Here is a 16,363-nt window from a genome sequence, read left to right on the forward strand (position 1 = left end):
TTTTTTTGGTGCTTGGGTGCTTGGTGTTTGCCATCTTGCCGGAAGAATGTTGGGCGTCGGGTAGTCGTTACGACAGTAAAATAAAAGCAGCATGGCGTCGCTATCTACCAGATTATCACTGGGGACTTGGTTGGGCGCAGTTATGGCAGGAGTCTCGATTGAAACCTGATGCAAGAAGCCCTGTTGGTGCAGAAGGGATCGGGCAGTTTATGCCTGGCACGTGGGCTGATATGCAGCGTCTCAAAGTGGTGCCAGCTGGTACATCTGTACGTAACGCCGCTTATAACATCCAAGCTGCTGGGGCATACATGGGTATGCAACTGGCTGGTTGGCAAAGTCAAGGTAGAACCTCAGGCAGTCGTTATGATCTGGCCGCCGCAGGCTATAACGCAGGTCGTGGTCATTTATATAAGGCGCAGCATCTTTGTGATAACAAAATGGAATATGCGCAAATAATCTCATGTTTGCCACAAGTTACAGGTCACCATTCATCTGAAACTATTGAATATGTCCGTAAAATTCATCATTGGTATGAGCTGCGTTTTGGGAGGTCGTTATGGTGGTAAACAAATTCCCTGGCAGGTGAGCAATGGCATCAATATCTAAGTTAAGCGAGGCTTATGCATGGAATATTACTCGTATTGCAGAAGCGTTTAATTTACATCGAGATACTGTGCGAAAGCGTCTGAAAGAGTCCCGAGTTCAACCAGTAGGAAAAAAGTCAGGCGTCGATGTATATGCCTTGGCCGAGGTCGGTCCGGCGCTGTTTGCACAGGACACAATTGATAAAAACGACGGCGATATTCACGATCCGAGCAGAATGATACCGAAAGACCGCAAAGACTATTTTCAATCTGAGCGGGAACGCTTGAAGTTTGAAGAGGAAATTGGAGAGTTGATAAAGGACAGCGATTATCGTCTTGATCTAGCGGTTACACTCAAAGCTGTGGTGAGCTTTTTTGAATCGATGCCGGATAAGATGGAGCGATTGCGACTATTTACGCCCGCTCAACTTGATCAGCTCGAGTCGATGAGCGACCAATTCAGAGAAGAGCTTTTTATCCGCATTTTAGAAGTTGATACCGATAATGCTGGGTAGGTATGCACGTCCGGATAAAACACGTCGTGATGTCGCCTCTCTTATCAAGCCACCAAATCGAGAGCCTATTTCGAAAAGTGCCAGACGCTTACTTTATGCAGAGCAAAACGGCGCTATGGTCCCTTGGGATGGTGATCTTGTTCCGTACATTCATGAGCCGATGGACTGTCTTAAATCCCGTCAGTATAGCGCTGTGGTTTTTGCTGGACCGGCGCGTACTTCAAAAACGTTGAGTTTGATTGATGGGTGGGTGGCTGACACCATCGTTAACAATCCAGGCGACTTCTTGCTTGTGCAGATCAGCCAGGAGAAGGCCGCGGAGTTTTCAAAGAAACGTTTAGGTCGTTTGTTCAATGCAAGCCCTGAAATTCGTGCCGCGATGTCGCCAAGGGCTCATGACAATAATGTCCATGATAAGGTGTTTAAGGCTGGTAATTTTTTAAAAGTCGGTTGGCCCTCAAAAACAATATTTGCTTCTTCTGACTGGAAGTATGTGGCGCTCACAGATTATGACAGAATCCCACCCAACATAGATAGTGAAGGCTCCGGGTTCTACTTAGCCGGAAAGCGGACCCAAACTTATATGTCATCCGGCATGGTTTTAGCCGAGAGTTCGCCAGGCTTCCCGGTGACTGACCCAAGTTATCGGGTATCGTCACCTCATGAAGCGCCACCGACTCAAGGGATTTTATCACTATACAATCAAGGAGACCGCCGGCTATTTTACTGGCAATGCCCCGATTGTGGAGAGTGGTTTGAGCCAGATTTCGATTTGTTGGTTTGGGATAATGATATTTTGGATCCTGCTAAGGCGTCAAAAGAAGTGTATATGGGGTGTCCGCATTGCTCTTCTGTGTTGTCAGAATACAAGGTGATGCCAAATGGCCAGGCACTAAAGTTAGAACTCAATCGAAACGGGCTGTGGATCCCGGAAGGGTGTTATGCAGACCAAAACCGGGTGCTGCACGGTGAGCCGCGTGAAACACGTGTTGCTAGTTTTTGGCAAAAGGGTCCGACCGCGGCCTTTCAGACTTGGAATGAGTTGGTTTACAAGTGGTTGGTTGCCTGGGGTGAGTATGAAAAAACTGGTGATGTTGAAACACTAAAAACGACGGTTAACACTGACCAAGGCAAGGCATTCACCCCACCACGTAAAAATGAACGTGGCACGTCTGAACTCATGGAGCGGAGAAAAGATTTAGGTGTGCGAGTTGTTCCATTGTGGGCGCGCTTCTTGACCGCCGCCATTGATGTGCAAGCAGGAAAGAAAACAGCACGATTTGATGTCATGGTACTGGCTTGGGGAGTGGATCTCGAGTGTCAGGTGATTGACCGTTACAAGATTGAGAAGTCAAAACGTATAGACCCGGATAATCGTGATAAGTTTGTACGTGTTAATCCCGCGGCATACCTTGAAGACTGGAAGTTGTTGGTTGATAGAGTCGTTAAAAAAACGTATGCCCTCGATGATGACAGTGGTCGCAGAGTACCTGTTATGATGACGGCATGTGACTCTGGTGGCGAGGATGGTGTCACAGACAATGCCTATGATTTTTACCGTTATCTCAAGGCTGAGGGATTGGCACGTCGTTTTATGCTTGTAAAAGGGCGAGGTACTGGCTCTAAGATACATAAAAGCTTCCCTGACAATAGCAACCGTAAAGACCGAAAAGCCAATATTTCGGGTGATATTCCGGTTTTCTTGCTGAATACCGACAAAATAAAGGACACAGTCGATTCGGCGCTGCAGCGCCAGGAGCCGGGTCGTCGTTATGTGCATCTTCCGGATCACCTGCCTGAATCATTTTTTGATGAACTAGCAGCCGAAGAACGGGACGCATCCGGGAAATGGACAAAGATATCAACTCGAAATGAAACATTTGATCTCTTTGTCTATAACTGGGCGTGTGTTTTCCACAAAAAAGCTGAGCGCATCAATTGGGAATGCCCGCCACTATGGGCGGTACCAATGGAAGAATGCGCTGAGCTAATCACCGGTGACGGCGAAGAGGTTGCACAGCCAACCAGGCGTCGACGTCGGTCTAGTTTTTAAGGTGAAATATGGCGTTATCTAAAGACGATCTCGACGCGCTGGACGAAGCAATCGCCAGTGGTGAGCTGACAGTCAAAATTAATGGCAGAGAAGTGACATATCGCTCAGTCGGTGAGTTGATGAAATCACGTCGCCATGTGGTGAGTGTATTGGCTAGGAAAATAGGCCGAAAAGCGAATCCATTGAGAGGTATTTCGCCAAGTGTTAATAGGGGGATTTGATGGGGGTCATTGTAGGGTTGGATGGTCAGCCATTATATCGTTCGGAGTCATACGAAGGGGCAACCAGTGGCCGGCGAGCTTACGGGTGGAGTGCGCCGTCAATGGGGCCGAACCGCGCATTAGCTTATGCGGGTAAGCCATTGCGTAATCGCACCCGAGCGGGCTATCGCAATAGCTTGCTGATGCGCTCTGGCATTAACAAAAACACGACTAATGAAGTCGGCAAAGGATTCACGCTTATTTCGACGTCAAAAAGTGATGAATTCAAAAAAGCATTTAATCCACTGTGGAAAATCATATCTCAACAGCTCGATCCGTGGGGAGATTTGAATTTTGGAGGTATTGTCAAACTGGCGGTTTTGTCGCGTCGTATGTCTGGTGAGGTGTTTATTCGCCGCTTACGTCGCCGATTATCGTCTGGCCTTGAAGTGCCGCTGCAAGTCGAAGTGCTTGAATCTGATCTATGCCCGCTTGATTTAAATAAGCGGATCAGTGCGCGTCGGCGCATTGTTCAAGGTATCGAATTCGACGGTAAAGTTAAAGTTGCGTATTGGTTTTATAAATCGCATCCGGATGACGGTCTTGATTCGGTAAGCATCAACAAGCTTGAGCGTGTACCTGCACGTGACATCATTCATCATTATATGCCGACTCGGCCTGGTCAAGTTCGCGCTGAACCTGAAACAGCCGCGGCACTTTTGAAAGATCGTACTTTTCACGAATATGATGACTCGGAGCTGGTGCGCAAGCGTCAACGATCGTCCTTTACTGGATTTTTGTATCGAGAAGATGTTGGAGAAGATGAGTGGGAGTTTGATCCATATACTGGCCAACCGAAGTTTGACGATAGCCAAGTTGCAGCTGCCAGTGAAACGGTTAACGCAGGCACTATTATACGCGGTGTCCGTGGTGAAAAGCTCAGCCTGTTTGATGGTGACAATACGGGGCAGGGCTATGCTGATTATGTTCGCTGGCAATCTATTATGATGTCTGCGGGGATGGAAATACCATACCCTTTGATGACGGGAGATTGGTCGGATCTCAATGACCGCTTAGTGCGAGCCATCTTAAATGAATATCGGCGTGGGATTTCGTTTGATCAGAATAACTTGTCTGGGTTTCAAGTGGCGTTTGGTATTTGGCGCTGGGCAATTGAAACTGTGATTACAACAGGTCAGATTAATGCACCTGGTTATGCGCTGGATCCGTGGCTGTACTATGACGTTGATATCCGCCCAGATGCGTGGAAACATCTGCACCCTGAACAAGATATAAATGCTAGAAACAAAGCGGTCGCGTCGAATATTTCAAATGCTGAACGTGAATCAGCCGACTATGGAGCTGATTTGGAGGATAACATGCGGAGAAATGCGAAAGCCCTGAAACGATGGAAAAAAATACTCGAAGAAGAAGGTATCGAAGAGCCCGCCAATTTAGGCGGGCTTTTTAGTGCCTGTGAATCGATGGGAGAGCCTTAAAAATGAAGCAAAAACTAGCCCTTAACTTTTTAATGTCTCAATCCTGGGCACTAGATAAACGACTGTTATCTATCATAGGAGATATTGCGAATCGTGATGTGGGAAGTTTGAAGTTGTCTGATTTTGATCCATCAGCACTAGAAGGTCGATCAGGTTCTAAAGTCGGTAAGAAAATGGAGATCCGGGAAGGGGGAGTAGCGCTTATACATGTTGATGGTGTTATTAGCCGTTATGCCAGTATGTTTGATGATATCTGTGGGGGGACATCAACAGAAGCCCTTGCGCGTGACTTAACCCAAGCTCGTCACGATATGTCGGTTAATGCGATTGTTCTGTACATCAACTCACAGGGTGGTCATGCCGATGGAATCCACGAATTTTCTGAAATGGTTTATCAAGTTAGAAGTGAAAAACCGATTATTGCGTATGTCGGCGGTGAAGCATGCAGCGCGGCATACTGGCTTGCTTCGGCTGCTGATGAAGTGGTCATAGATGCCACTGCGAGAGTTGGTTCTATCGGTACGGTTGTAAATATTTGCCGCAGAAAGCAACGAGAGGATGATGAGTTTGAGACGTTAGAAATCGTCTCTAGTCAATCTCCTAACAAGCGACTGGATCCTGGTTCGAAAGAGGGTCGAGAAGCTTACCAAAAGCAGCTTGACGAGTTGGCGGACGTGTTTATCGAACGCGTCGCTCGAAATATGGGAGTGTCAGTTGACACTGTTTTAAAAGATTTCGGAGGCGGTGGTGTGAGTATTGGCCAGTCCGCTGTTGAAAAAGGTATGGCTCACAGACTAGGGAGTCTTGAAGGCGTTATCGCAGAACTTCAAAAGGGGGAAAAAACAACCATGAAAGATAAAAAAACCGGGGCGAACAGCCTAGAAACAAGTGTGACCTGCTCGTTGCCCTCGCAAGAGAAAGTGGGGGCATCAGCTTTGGTTGAGGCTCTGACCCAGCAGCGGCCTGATGTCATTTCTGCGATTCAAGGAGAGCCGCCAGAAATGGCCTTGGTCCATGCTGCAGATATTGTAAAACGTTGCGCGGAGGCCGGTGTACCTACGTTGTCTGCTCGCTTACTAAAAGACGGTGTTACGCTTGATGCGGCTAACAGTTTGTTGTCTTCTGCTTCATCGCTAAAAGATAAGCTGTCTGCGGCGGGGTTGTCGGGAAGTTTTGACGCATTGATTTCATCCATTGATAACCCAGTAGAAATGGTTGGTAAGGCTATTCATGAAGTTAAAGCCGCTGCAGATGAAAACAGCGATCAATCACGTCAGGTGGTTGATAAGGGAAAGCCATCAACATCTTTGAATACCACTGATATTTATGCAAAACGCAAAAGTTAAGGAAACAGAATGGGAAATGAAATGCTAACCCGTCCTGGTGTACACGTTGCTGGTGAGTTACCTGGCGTGTCGCGAGATGAAATCATAGTTGTTGGTGGTGCTTATCTATCGGGGACTGTACTTGGTCAACTTGATAATGGCACGTTTACTCAGCTGGATGTTTCTGCTGGTGCAACCGAGGCAAATACCGCCGAGGTGATTTTATATGGTCATGTTGATGCAACAGCAAAGGCCGTACCAGCTGTGGCACATACCCGGGTGTGCGCTGTATATGAAGAAAAATTGATTTGGCCTGATGCAATTACCGATGTGCAAAAAGCTGATGCAGTCGCCAAATTAGCAGAAAAGCAGGTAGTCCTGCGTTAATCCAGGCGTTTTTAAGTCGTTTAGATAAAGAGAGAAATATATGGAAGTTCAAGCAGCACTTGAATCTGGAAAGTTTGAAATTCGTAGTTTAACAGCCAGTATTAACAATCTTGAGACACCCAAAACTCGCCTTGCTGAGTTGGCGCTGTTCGAAGAAAAAGGCATTCGCACCACAGTAATTGACATTGAATATAAAGATGGTCAGATCCAGCTAGTAGAAGATGTGGAGCGGGGTGCAGACGGCAAGCCACTCGATGATCCTAACCGTAAAATATACCAGTTCCGTGCAGTTCACTTGCCTGTACCAGGCAGTGTTTTTGCTGATGATATACAGAACAATCGCGCTTTTGGCGAAGAGGATGAACTAGAAAGTTTACAAGATGTGATTGACGAAAAGCTGGATATAGCTCGTCAGAGTCTTGATGTGACGATCGAATATTTTCGCTTCGGCGCTATCTTTGGCAAGGTCTATGGTAAAGGTGATCGTCTCATTGTTGACCTGTTCAAGGTTTTCGACATTAAAGAGACTGACGGTGAGAACACTATTGATTTCAATAAGCCACTTCGAACCCAGCTTTTACAGGTAAAACGTGACTCTGAGAAAAACCAGAATGGCATAAAAGCAAAAAGCTATAGAGTATTCTGTCGCCCCGAGTTTTTCGATCAGCTTTTAGAAGACGAGGCATTTTACAAAGCGTTTGAACGCCAAAACGATGGCCAATCGCTACGTGAAGATGTGCGGCGAGGTTTATTTTGGCAAGGAGCATGGTGGGAGGAATACGACGAAAAGTTCGGAGATAAAGATCCAATGCCTACAAAATATGGTGCGGTCTTTGTTCCGGAAGGGAAACCAAAAATGTTTATGACGTATTTTGCCCCGGCAAACTACAACGAAACAGTGAACACTGTTGGTTTGCCATATTACACAAATTCGGAACCTAAGAAGATGAATAAAGGCGTTGACCTTGAATCTCAATCGAATCCAATTAATGTATGTACTAGCCCGCTATCTGTTCGCCGTATTAAATTTACAAAAAAAGCTAGTCAGTAATGCGCTGTCCTTTTGAAAGAGCCAGCCGTCGAATTATTCGACGGTTGGCAAACGCGACAACCACCGTAAAGAACAAGAAAATACGCGTGCTGGTTCAGAATGTCATCGAGTCAGAAGATTTAGAATTTGGGGGGTTCGTTGAGAATCAAGAGCTTACATTGATCGCGTTGCAAAACGAAATTTCAAATGTTGAACCTCATGAACTTTTGAGTGTAACCAAAGATTCTGGCGAACTTCTAACCGTTCGTGTCATGCGACCACCACAATCAAAAGATGATGGCCTGTCTGTTTTATCACTTACATTGAGTTTAGGAAACGGGAATGAATCAAAGCCTGTTATTCAATATTGATGTCAATGAACTTGAGCGAATTCAAGCAGAGTTAGGTGCCACGCCTGAGCAAGTACGTGCCGCTTACGCTCGAGCACTAAAACGTACAAGTGTCACAATGAAGTCTCGTAGTTTAAGGCTGATGCGTGACAGCATGAATGCCAAAAGCCTTAAAGCGATCAGAAAACGGATGCAAACCTATCAGTCTTCGTTTGGTGTTGGCCTTAATGATAATCGGATGGATGAATTGAAGCTTTGGTATGGTTTGAATGATGTGGCTGTATCGAAGCTTAAAGGTCGAATGACACGCATTGGCACTCAGCGCAACCCGGCAGGTGCTTCCTTTAATTCCAGTAAGCTAGGCAGGCAGGACTATGCGGATGGTTTTGTGGCCAAAATTAATAAACGTAAGTCGATATTCTCACGCAAAGGCGATCACCGATTCCCTGTCAAAGAAAAAAAAATGGGTATTTCTGATGATCTACATGTGCAATTGGAGGATGAGATTTTTGATGAGCTTCCAGAGGTTTTCATAGCTCACTTTTCCACGGATTTAAAAGGTCGGGTTAAAGCGAGCAGTGTGATAAATCAGCGGAAAAAAAATTGGAATAGTTACAGATGACCAAAGGTATTCATTTAGACGATTATCACAAAGGAGTGAGTCAGTGGCTGCTATCGAACATTCATTGGCTAAAGTCAGTGGAATGCTACCCGGAATCTGGCGGAGCTATAGATGTTCCGTGCGGATTGTTTGCTATCTCAGGTTGGCAGCCAGCTGATCACCACCCTGGTAATGGCCAGCTGTCATTGACTCTACACTGCGAGATATTAATAGCCTTTAGTGTTGAATACAGCACTCACCAGCTTGATGTCCGTAACGCGGCTATGGCGCTTAGTATTGAGGTGGATAACAACAGTTTTGATATCCCTGGGGTCAAACCTGCACGGCTTATCGGTGCCAGTCCTGATGCATTGCATCCTGAGTTGGATGATTATGCGGTTTGGTCCGTTCAGTTCGTGCAGTCTGTGACGGTGGGGAAGAGTGAATTTGAACCGGAAGAGTACCGCGCTGGAATTCGTTTGGCAGTGGATCCGGTTGATGTTGATAACTCTTCTGAATACAACCCTCTGGAGGTATCCAATGCGTCAGCTAATTGAGCAAATTATGCGGGAAATGCTGAATCCATATCTCGAACGCATTGAAGGCCTTTCATCTGAAGTTGAGGAGTTACGTCGACGAACACAAAGCATGATCCGCTTAGGCCGTGTGGTAGAGGTTGAAGAGTCAGGTTGGTTAATCAAAGTAGAGCATGGAGATCTGATCACGCCGTTTATTCGTTGGTTTTCGGGAGCTGCAGGTGAAGTAAAAGAGTATCGCTGTCCTTCGATCGATGAGCAGTGTGTTCTCTTGAATTTTGGGGCCGGCAATAATGGTACTCAAACGGTAGCACTGATAGGGCTGTTTAGTGACAGATATCCTTCGCCTTGTTTTGACCCCAATGAAATTCTTAGGGTGTATCCGGATGGCACTAAGGTCAGCTACAACATGGAGGCGCATAAACTTGATATCGTTATCGAGGGAGAGGCTTCCTTAAAAATTGCTGAATCAGCTACAGTCGACATCGGGGGAAATGCAATGGTTAAGGCTGGCGGGGAAATTAAAGTTGACGGTAGCAAAGTTCAATTAAATGGAGGTTCCCCATGTGTGACGACCGCACATATTTGCCATTTTACCGGCACCCCTCATGGGGATGGTTCATCAACAGTTACAGCAGGTAAATAACATGGCGTTAAGTTCTATGGCTCTTGAAGGGCTGATCATTCAGAAATTAGAAGCAGATGGATTTAAAGTATCAGGTGAGCATGCGCAAGTTGGAGTTATCTCGAAGGCAATAGCAGAAGCTGTGGTTGAGCATGTTACGAGCAAGGCAGAGGTGTCTGTTACAGGAGGTTCTTCAAAAGGGAGTTACCAGATCAAATGATAGGTATTGATCGTAATACAGGTCGAAAGATTGATGGCTTTGACCAGCTAGTTAGTCGAATTACTCAAGTAATGACAACACCTGTAGGTGGTCGAGTCAAGCGTCCAAAATTTGGCTCTCGAGTGCGAGATACGCTTTCTGCAAATATGTCAGATAGTATGTTGGTTCGCACACAAGCGGCAGCCATCGAGGCGTTTTATAACTTGGCTAATGGGTTGCACGATTTTTCACCAGTTAGCTGCGTGGCTGTGCGCCATGCCAGTGGTTTACATTTGTATTTTGAAGGCCACTGGGAAGGTCGATTGGTTAAATTTGGAGTACCGTTAAAAAATGTTTCCGCATGAGAATCCTTTACCTAAATCGGACATCATTAAAACTCCCCCTTTTGAGCAACTTTTAGAGAGTGTTAAGTCAGAGCTACTGTTTTATCTTTCTGAGCATGCTCCTGGTGATGTTGATGATGTTAGTAAGACCTTGGCCAATGGTGCTGAACTGTTAACCAAGTTTCTCGAAGGTTTTACCGTTATTCTGCAAAATCACATGCGTCAGCTTAATGGCCAAGCTCAGCAGATGTTTGGTATGTATGCTACAGATGAAAAAATGGTGGATTTGATAGTGAGCCAGCTGGGGGTTAAGCGTCAGATTGTAGAACCTGGCGATCCTAATGCCTATCCATCAGTGCCGCCAAAAATGGAAAGCAACGAATCTGTGTTAACTAGGTATTATCTGGCAGCGTATGCGCTAGCCAGTACCGGTACGAGATCGGGCTATCGTTTCCACGCCATGACTCTTGGTGGTAGACCGTTAGTTAAAGTGGAAAGTACAGAGCCGAAAAAAGTTGTGGTGACGTATGAGTTTGATGAGCATGAGCGTGGAGGTGAAACAAAAGATGCTCAAGCCCGGCAGGTTGCGCCTGGTGTGGTGGATTGCTTTATCCTGTCGCATGTCGGTAGCGGAGTGCCAGATCAGACTTTGCTTGATGAGACTCAAGAATATCTAGAGCGTGATGATATTGCTCAGGAGACAGATTTGATCACAGTGAAGCCGCCTATTATAAAGCCCTGGTCATGCAGAGCGCAGTTATTCATTCGTCCAGGGCCAGACACTGAAGTTGTTAAGGTTGCGGCTGAGAAAGCGATTCAGGAGTATGCGACTCAGCAGCACCGACTAAGTGGCAGTATTGAACCATCCATGTTGTATAACGTGCTACTTAAAACTACTGGGTCGCATCGCGGCGATATAACCGAGCCAGCGCAACCTTTGCGATGTACACATAGTGAGGCACCTTATCTTGAGTCAATCCAAATTACCGTTAGCACTGAAAAAGTATAGTGTTCTACCTGACAATCAGAGCAGTCTCGAGCGAGCAATGGAAATATCATTGAGCGCTCAAGTTTATGGTATTGATAATCCTTATCCGGCTTTACTTAATGCATGGAGTACACCTAGCGTTGTGGTGCCGTATTTAGCGGCTGAATGGCAACTCCCTGTGTGGGATGCGGCAGATCCGGAGCATGTTAAACGAAATCTGGCGGGCAATGCGCTGAATGTAAGGAAGTTAAGTGGAACTAGAGCGGGGATTAATCTGGCAATGGAGTCATTTGATTATCATTGCGAATTTTTTCCTTGGCACAAACAAAACCCGATCGGTCAACCGTACAGCCTGGAAGTTATAGCTTGGAAGAAAGCGAATAAACCAGTTGAGCCTGATAAGGTGAACCGTTTATTGGATTATATAGATGAAGTTAAATCTGAACGAGACAATATAAATGTAACGTTTGCTTTTGGTGTGGAGGCTGGGATTGCCTTGTCTTCGGCACCTGAGCGTGGCATCACGATTTTCGATGATTCATACGAAGGAAGCATCGCTGGCTCTCCGACTGTGGCAGCCAAACTTCATACCGCTGGATCCTGTTATCAGGCTGCAGTGACAGAAGACTCAGCATCGGGTGCCCTACCTAACATGACCGACTGCGGCGGAGCTGTGTTTACTGGTGGGGCTTACCGGATGTACCTATTCACTGATTTTACACCGGGAGCGATAACATGAGTGAACATATTGTTCAGTTTACCACTGCAGGCTTGGCTGAGCTGATAAGCGCCAAGAATACAGGTATTAAGGCCGCTATTACACACGTTGCGGCTGGTGATAAAAGCTATAAGCCCCTAGCGGCTCAAACCACCCTTGTAAGTGAGAGGCAACGGGTGAAAATCGCCGACTATGAAGAACTGGGTCAGACCCAATTAAGAATGGGGGCTAAATTTACAGGTTCACTCGAGTACGAGGTCCGGGAGATAGGCTTTTATCTCGAGTCCGGCACTTTACTTGCTGTGTACTCAGTACCTAACACTCTGCTGACGTACAAGTCACGTCACAGTAGCTGGATCCAAAAATTCACTCTGGATATCTCGCCGCTGCCAACTGACAGCGTGAATGTAGTTGTCGGGACTGAAAACATTAACTTGATGGTGGTCGAGGAGATGGCAACGTCTGCGGCTGCTTTTATTAAATCTCAAGCGACGCAAGTTAAGATTGCTCATCAACAGATGCAATTGAACGAGCGTTTTAGACTAAGTGGAGTTTAGTTATGTCTATAGAGCAGCGTATTGCTGATATGGAACATGCAGCTGCAGAACAAACTGCTGCAAGTCAAGCTCTGTCACAAGAAGTATCCAGTAAAATGGGGGTCATTGATTCTAGATTGAGTCATGCTCAGGGGGTATTTGAATCATTTGTTGGCGGTGAATTTGACTTAAATGTTTACAATGCGGGGGTGAAGAGTGTTTTTGTCGACCCGCTGGATGGTAATGACGGCAATGATGGTAGTACGTCAACAAAGAGTGTCAAAACGTTTGATGGAATTCTTTCAGTTGTAGGTTCTACGCGGTATCAGGAATTGACTATTTCTATTCGCAAAGGTCAACAGTTAGCTATAACAGGTCAGTTAATTGTTGCAGGTGTCTTGCGCGTCGAAGGTTGGACTCATTCAAACGGGGAGACGGATAGACCGGTTATTTATCAGCAGCAAGCAAATGGCTGTAATCTCTATGCTTCTGAAATATGGTTTAATACAGTAGAAATAAAAACATACACAGCTACAGCTAATGAGGTGCTGCCGCAGGTTTTTTCGCACCGTGCTTTATTTCGAACTGATTGTAAGGTCTCATTTGTTTCGACACATGTGCATATTTGCGATAATCAGTTGTTTCATGTGCATGATGGGGGAGCTGGTGATAAGTTTCATCGTCGGTCAATTAGTTGGTATATGTCTACATTGTATTTGCAACCCAGTCACTCTGGGGTCACAGGCACACAGAAACGTATATTTAGTCGTTATACTTCCTTGATTTCATTTCCTATAGATATGTTTGCTGTGAATATGTTAGTGGTTTTGAATGGTCAGGTGGCGGCATTGCGAAATTGTATAGGTGTACCTGATGAAAACATTTTGACAAATATTAATTTAGATATGGTGGGGTGATATGCAACTTTCACTTTCTTATGGTGGTGTTATTTATTCAAATTGGAGCGCAGAAGCTCTTCTTGATAATGGTGTTCCGATAAATATTGTTGAGCAGACGGTTGCTGATTTTAAGTGGAGGGGAATTCGTGATGAACGTGATCGTAAGATCGCCAGCAGCGATTGGACTCAAATGCCTGATGCGCCACTGGATGATGTTAAAAAATCTGAATTTACAGCATATCGTCAAGCTCTTCGTGATGTTCCCCAAAAATTCAGTGATCCGGATGCGGTCACATGGCCTGAGAAGCCAACTTTCTAACTAGCCGCTTTGAGCGGTTTTTTTATGTTTAAAACCCGGCACATGACCGGGTTTTTTATTATCTGGAAGGTCACATGGTAACCCAAAAAAAGTCACTGCTACAAACGTATGAAGTAATGAAACCTTTTCAGTGTCCGAATACTAAGTTCTGGCACCATGAAGGCACAGTGATTGATCTGCTTCCAAGTGAAGCAGAATTCTTAAAATTGGCAGGAAAAATTAAGCTGCCGGGAAAAAAGACAACTAAGGAGCTGAATAATGCCTGAGATAGCGTCATTTGTTCATAATGGTATTAGCGTCGAGCGTCATCATGCCCCACCACCTATGGGGCCGCTGGGTGGCATTGTGTTGGGTTTGGTTGGCACTGCACCTGACGCTGATGCGTCACTACCCAAAAACAGCCCTATTCGCATTGCTAGCTTTGGTGATGCGGCGAAGCTGGACACAACAGGGGCTGAGCGGGGTACGCTATGGCGTACGTGTTACGAAATTTTCCGTCTTGTGTCTGTACCTATTTACGCTGTCATTGTTGATGAAGGTGTGGATGTTGGCGCATCAACCAATAATGTGGTTGGTGGAATAGATTCGGCAACAGGTCAGCGAACGGGGATTGAATCACTAGCTGATTGCATGGAAACGCCAACACACATTTGCGCACCAGGATTTAATACTAAGCCCGTAGCGGACGCGCTAGCAGCGATGGGTAAACGTTTGTTTGCTGTGCCGGTTGGTGACGGCCCTAATACGAATGACCAGGCTGCGGTCGACTATTCATCGAGTTTGGGTGGTGAAGGTACGGGTTACGGTGCTTTTTACTTGCTTGATCCTCAGGTATCCGTTTATAGCCAAGCGGCCAAAGGCAATGTTTATTTTTCTGCAGCAGCCATTGCACTGAGCTGCTTTGCACGTGTTAATGCTTGGGAAAGCCCGGCCAAAGGTGGTATGGGGGCTTTGATTAGTGGCACTTCGCGCAACATAGACTATAGCATCATGGATAAATCAACAAATGGTGGTTTGTTGAATAAACACGGGGTTAGCTATTTTGCACGTACATCAATGGGGGGCTTCTCACTGGTTGGTAATCGCACAGTTACTGGCCGCTTTGTTTCTCAGGTGGGGCTTGAGTACGCCATTATTCGTAAGTTGGCAAAAACTGCTCAGCGAGCGATGGCAAGAAATCTAAGCAAGTCATTCATGGATCAAGAGATTACTAAGCTGAATGTTTGGCTTAAGTCATTGCAGGCTGATGAGACCATTATAGGGGCTCAGATTTACCTACACCCCACGTTGAACAACGTGGATAACTATCGCAATGGTGAATGGCATATTGCAATCAAATATCACGGCTACGCGCCGAACGAGCATATGGTGTATCACCTCATCGAGGACACTGGCATCGTCGAAGCGTTTTTAGAAGAGGTTCTATAACATGGCAGGACAACGAGCACGTATTACCCGGGAGGGGATTGTTAATGGCAATCCGTTGGTAAAAGAGCTAGATGAATTTACGGCTCCCGAAATCAAAAAAACCATGCAAGAGACGCGCGGAGGTTCGTTTATCCCAGGTGAAATTTGTGTTGGGATTGAAAAAATGAACAGCAGTTGGAAGGTTAAAGGAGCAAACCAAGAGCTGTTATCAGCCTATGGCTTAGCAGCAGGTGAATTGTGTCAGGTCGATGTTAAAGAGTCGCATCAAGACGAAGATGGCAATAGGTTTTCAATTGTGCATTCTTTATCTGGTGAAATCACGTCCATTACGGAGTCTGCTAGCAAGATGGGGGATCTGCCTGAGCATCAGTTTGAGATGTCAGTCAGTGCATACAAGAAGACTGAAAATCACAAAGTTATCTATGACATAGATCGCAACGCGCAAATTTTGGATTTAGGTAACGGTGATTTGATGGAAGGGCATCGGCGCAATATTGGCAGGCCGTAATAACAATTTTTCTGTGTAGTTACAGTTGGCCCACTTCGGTGGGCTCTTTTAATTTGGAAGCAAAATGATGTTTAAAGAAAAAACGCATGACTTGGTTTGGCCTATTGACGACGATGGCAGTAATCACAAAGTAGTAAAGGTTGTCACTCTGACGATGGGACAGCACCGAGAGCTAAATGATGAGTATAAAGGTGATGATACGGGGTTACTGAGAGCGTGTATTAGTAAAAGTACGGGGCTTGGTGAAAATGAGCTGAAAAAGCTAATCACGCCGGATTATAACTCGATCAAGAACTTAGTGCTGGATTTGATGCAGTCACCGGCTGACAAGTTTATTGATGGAAAAAAAGATGAAACAACGCTTTTAGTACCATTACACGGCGACGATGGCCGCGAAGTGAAAGGCTATAAGTTGCGTCCGCCGACAGTGGCCACTACCGATTTGATGGATTCACACAGTGACGAATGGGATCGTACGCTATTTATTTCAGCCAGTTGCACAGGGTTTAGTCATACCGAATTGGAGCGCATGAGTTTGCCTGATTGGAATCATCTCCAGGAGCGGCTAATTGATTTTTTGAAAAAACCTGCGGATTACTTTCGCCAAGAGATGTTGAAGTCCTGACCGATGTTATCCCCTTGGTTTATCACGTTGCGCCAGGGGAGATAAAACACTGGCGTATTGATGAAGCAATGCGCAGGTATCACCTGGCAGCAGC

At 45.8% G+C, this 16,363-nt stretch carries 23 protein-coding genes; all 23 read left to right on the top strand.

What is annotated here, in order from left to right:
* The coding region (locus tag MHN81_RS26700) for a lytic transglycosylase domain-containing protein (protein WP_275447107.1) at window positions 1-566 on the top strand (566 nt) is incomplete at its 5' end.
* Between the two features lie 23 nt (window positions 567-589).
* On the top strand, window positions 590-1,099 hold the full coding sequence (locus MHN81_RS26705) for a DUF1441 family protein (RefSeq protein ID WP_239427218.1): 510 nt from the start codon (window positions 590-592) through the stop codon (window positions 1,097-1,099).
* Window positions 1,089-3,152 (top strand): terminase gpA endonuclease subunit, encoded by a 2,064-nt coding sequence (locus MHN81_RS26710; protein WP_239427219.1) that lies wholly within the window; start codon window positions 1,089-1,091, stop codon window positions 3,150-3,152. Before MHN81_RS26705 ends, MHN81_RS26710 begins: the two co-directional genes overlap by 11 nt.
* Before the next feature lie 8 nt (window positions 3,153-3,160).
* Entirely contained in the window at window positions 3,161-3,373 is a 213-nt protein-coding gene (locus tag MHN81_RS26715) for a hypothetical protein (protein WP_239427220.1), read from the top strand.
* Window positions 3,373-4,851: a phage portal protein gene (locus MHN81_RS26720; RefSeq protein ID WP_239427221.1), complete on the top strand. Its 1,479-nt coding sequence runs from the start codon at window positions 3,373-3,375 to the stop codon at window positions 4,849-4,851. The genes MHN81_RS26715 and MHN81_RS26720 overlap by 1 nt, the downstream gene beginning before the upstream one ends.
* Window positions 4,852-4,853: 2 nt before the next feature.
* Window positions 4,854-6,197, top strand: a complete 1,344-nt coding sequence (locus MHN81_RS26725; protein WP_239427222.1) for a S49 family peptidase — start codon at window positions 4,854-4,856, stop codon at window positions 6,195-6,197.
* 9 nt (window positions 6,198-6,206) lie between these two features.
* A complete protein-coding gene (locus tag MHN81_RS26730) occupies window positions 6,207-6,563 on the top strand; it encodes a head decoration protein (RefSeq protein WP_239427223.1) in 357 nt (118 codons plus the stop codon).
* A gap of 40 nt (window positions 6,564-6,603) precedes the next feature.
* Window positions 6,604-7,614, top strand: coding sequence for a major capsid protein (locus MHN81_RS26735; protein ID WP_239427224.1), 1,011 nt, complete (start codon window positions 6,604-6,606; stop codon window positions 7,612-7,614).
* Window positions 7,614-7,964, top strand: coding sequence for a hypothetical protein (locus MHN81_RS26740; RefSeq protein ID WP_239427225.1), 351 nt, complete (start codon window positions 7,614-7,616; stop codon window positions 7,962-7,964). Before MHN81_RS26735 ends, MHN81_RS26740 begins: the two co-directional genes overlap by 1 nt.
* Window positions 7,936-8,565, top strand: coding sequence for a hypothetical protein (locus tag MHN81_RS26745; protein ID WP_239427226.1), 630 nt, complete (start codon window positions 7,936-7,938; stop codon window positions 8,563-8,565). Before MHN81_RS26740 ends, MHN81_RS26745 begins: the two co-directional genes overlap by 29 nt.
* A complete protein-coding gene (locus MHN81_RS26750) occupies window positions 8,562-9,101 on the top strand; it encodes a hypothetical protein (protein WP_239427227.1) in 540 nt (179 codons plus the stop codon). Before MHN81_RS26745 ends, MHN81_RS26750 begins: the two co-directional genes overlap by 4 nt.
* Entirely contained in the window at window positions 9,085-9,726 is a 642-nt protein-coding gene (locus MHN81_RS26755) for a phage baseplate assembly protein V (protein ID WP_239427228.1), read from the top strand. The genes MHN81_RS26750 and MHN81_RS26755 overlap by 17 nt, the downstream gene beginning before the upstream one ends.
* A 1-nt stretch (window position 9,727) precedes the next feature.
* Window positions 9,728-9,925: a hypothetical protein gene (locus MHN81_RS26760; RefSeq protein ID WP_239427229.1), complete on the top strand. Its 198-nt coding sequence runs from the start codon at window positions 9,728-9,730 to the stop codon at window positions 9,923-9,925.
* Complete coding sequence (locus MHN81_RS26765) at window positions 9,922-10,269, top strand: phage baseplate protein (RefSeq protein ID WP_239427230.1); 348 nt, start codon at window positions 9,922-9,924, stop codon at window positions 10,267-10,269. Before MHN81_RS26760 ends, MHN81_RS26765 begins: the two co-directional genes overlap by 4 nt.
* Window positions 10,256-11,257, top strand: a complete 1,002-nt coding sequence (locus MHN81_RS26770; RefSeq protein WP_239427231.1) for a baseplate J/gp47 family protein — start codon at window positions 10,256-10,258, stop codon at window positions 11,255-11,257. The genes MHN81_RS26765 and MHN81_RS26770 overlap by 14 nt, the downstream gene beginning before the upstream one ends.
* On the top strand, window positions 11,217-11,975 hold the full coding sequence (locus MHN81_RS26775; protein WP_239427232.1) for a phage tail protein I: 759 nt from the start codon (window positions 11,217-11,219) through the stop codon (window positions 11,973-11,975). Before MHN81_RS26770 ends, MHN81_RS26775 begins: the two co-directional genes overlap by 41 nt.
* Window positions 11,972-12,511, top strand: coding sequence for a phage tail protein (locus MHN81_RS26780; RefSeq protein ID WP_239427233.1), 540 nt, complete (start codon window positions 11,972-11,974; stop codon window positions 12,509-12,511). The genes MHN81_RS26775 and MHN81_RS26780 overlap by 4 nt, the downstream gene beginning before the upstream one ends.
* 2 nt (window positions 12,512-12,513) lie before the next feature.
* Window positions 12,514-13,407, top strand: a complete 894-nt coding sequence (locus MHN81_RS26785) for a hypothetical protein (protein ID WP_239427234.1) — start codon at window positions 12,514-12,516, stop codon at window positions 13,405-13,407.
* A gap of 1 nt (window position 13,408) precedes the next feature.
* Window positions 13,409-13,708: a tail fiber assembly protein gene (locus MHN81_RS26790; RefSeq protein ID WP_239427235.1), complete on the top strand. Its 300-nt coding sequence runs from the start codon at window positions 13,409-13,411 to the stop codon at window positions 13,706-13,708.
* Window positions 13,709-13,782: 74 nt separating this feature from the next.
* Window positions 13,783-13,974 (top strand): hypothetical protein, encoded by a 192-nt coding sequence (locus MHN81_RS26795; RefSeq protein WP_239427236.1) that lies wholly within the window; start codon window positions 13,783-13,785, stop codon window positions 13,972-13,974.
* On the top strand, window positions 13,967-15,136 hold the full coding sequence (locus MHN81_RS26800) for a phage tail protein (protein ID WP_239427237.1): 1,170 nt from the start codon (window positions 13,967-13,969) through the stop codon (window positions 15,134-15,136). The genes MHN81_RS26795 and MHN81_RS26800 overlap by 8 nt, the downstream gene beginning before the upstream one ends.
* Window position 15,137: 1 nt before the next feature.
* Window positions 15,138-15,644, top strand: a complete 507-nt coding sequence (locus MHN81_RS26805; protein WP_239427238.1) for a phage major tail tube protein — start codon at window positions 15,138-15,140, stop codon at window positions 15,642-15,644.
* Window positions 15,645-15,708: 64 nt separating this feature from the next.
* Window positions 15,709-16,269 carry a phage tail assembly protein gene (locus MHN81_RS26810; RefSeq protein WP_239427239.1) on the top strand — a complete coding sequence of 187 codons (561 nt, stop codon included), beginning with the start codon at window positions 15,709-15,711 and terminating at the stop codon, window positions 16,267-16,269.
* The last annotated feature ends 94 nt before the right edge of the window (window positions 16,270-16,363 follow it).

This window comes from Pseudoalteromonas sp. Of7M-16, from assembly GCF_022347805.1.
GTDB classification, from domain to species: domain Bacteria; phylum Pseudomonadota; class Gammaproteobacteria; order Enterobacterales; family Alteromonadaceae; genus Pseudoalteromonas; species Pseudoalteromonas luteoviolacea_F.

Bases quoted from the DNA above. Each gene is read 5' to 3' on its own strand.
- MHN81_RS26705 (WP_239427218.1), top strand. From the start codon at position 590: ATGGCATCAATATCTAAGTTAAGCGAGGCTTATGCATGGAATATTACT.
- MHN81_RS26765 (WP_239427230.1), top strand. From the start codon at position 9,922: ATGATAGGTATTGATCGTAATACAGGTCGAAAGATTGATGGCTTTGAC.
- MHN81_RS26730 (WP_239427223.1), top strand. From the start codon at position 6,207: ATGGGAAATGAAATGCTAACCCGTCCTGGTGTACACGTTGCTGGTGAG.
- MHN81_RS26745 (WP_239427226.1), top strand. From the start codon at position 7,936: ATGAATCAAAGCCTGTTATTCAATATTGATGTCAATGAACTTGAGCGA.
- MHN81_RS26785 (WP_239427234.1), top strand. From the start codon at position 12,514: ATGTCTATAGAGCAGCGTATTGCTGATATGGAACATGCAGCTGCAGAA.
- MHN81_RS26750 (WP_239427227.1), top strand. From the start codon at position 8,562: ATGACCAAAGGTATTCATTTAGACGATTATCACAAAGGAGTGAGTCAG.
- MHN81_RS26780 (WP_239427233.1), top strand. From the start codon at position 11,972: ATGAGTGAACATATTGTTCAGTTTACCACTGCAGGCTTGGCTGAGCTG.
- MHN81_RS26760 (WP_239427229.1), top strand. From the start codon at position 9,728: ATGGCGTTAAGTTCTATGGCTCTTGAAGGGCTGATCATTCAGAAATTA.
- MHN81_RS26720 (WP_239427221.1), top strand. From the start codon at position 3,373: ATGGGGGTCATTGTAGGGTTGGATGGTCAGCCATTATATCGTTCGGAG.
- MHN81_RS26795 (WP_239427236.1), top strand. From the start codon at position 13,783: ATGGTAACCCAAAAAAAGTCACTGCTACAAACGTATGAAGTAATGAAA.
- MHN81_RS26805 (WP_239427238.1), top strand. From the start codon at position 15,138: ATGGCAGGACAACGAGCACGTATTACCCGGGAGGGGATTGTTAATGGC.
- MHN81_RS26710 (WP_239427219.1), top strand. From the start codon at position 1,089: ATGCTGGGTAGGTATGCACGTCCGGATAAAACACGTCGTGATGTCGCC.
- MHN81_RS26715 (WP_239427220.1), top strand. From the start codon at position 3,161: ATGGCGTTATCTAAAGACGATCTCGACGCGCTGGACGAAGCAATCGCC.
- MHN81_RS26800 (WP_239427237.1), top strand. From the start codon at position 13,967: ATGCCTGAGATAGCGTCATTTGTTCATAATGGTATTAGCGTCGAGCGT.
- MHN81_RS26790 (WP_239427235.1), top strand. From the start codon at position 13,409: ATGCAACTTTCACTTTCTTATGGTGGTGTTATTTATTCAAATTGGAGC.
- MHN81_RS26770 (WP_239427231.1), top strand. From the start codon at position 10,256: ATGTTTCCGCATGAGAATCCTTTACCTAAATCGGACATCATTAAAACT.
- MHN81_RS26725 (WP_239427222.1), top strand. From the start codon at position 4,854: ATGAAGCAAAAACTAGCCCTTAACTTTTTAATGTCTCAATCCTGGGCA.
- MHN81_RS26810 (WP_239427239.1), top strand. From the start codon at position 15,709: ATGATGTTTAAAGAAAAAACGCATGACTTGGTTTGGCCTATTGACGAC.
- MHN81_RS26740 (WP_239427225.1), top strand. From the start codon at position 7,614: ATGCGCTGTCCTTTTGAAAGAGCCAGCCGTCGAATTATTCGACGGTTG.
- MHN81_RS26735 (WP_239427224.1), top strand. From the start codon at position 6,604: ATGGAAGTTCAAGCAGCACTTGAATCTGGAAAGTTTGAAATTCGTAGT.
- MHN81_RS26755 (WP_239427228.1), top strand. From the start codon at position 9,085: ATGCGTCAGCTAATTGAGCAAATTATGCGGGAAATGCTGAATCCATAT.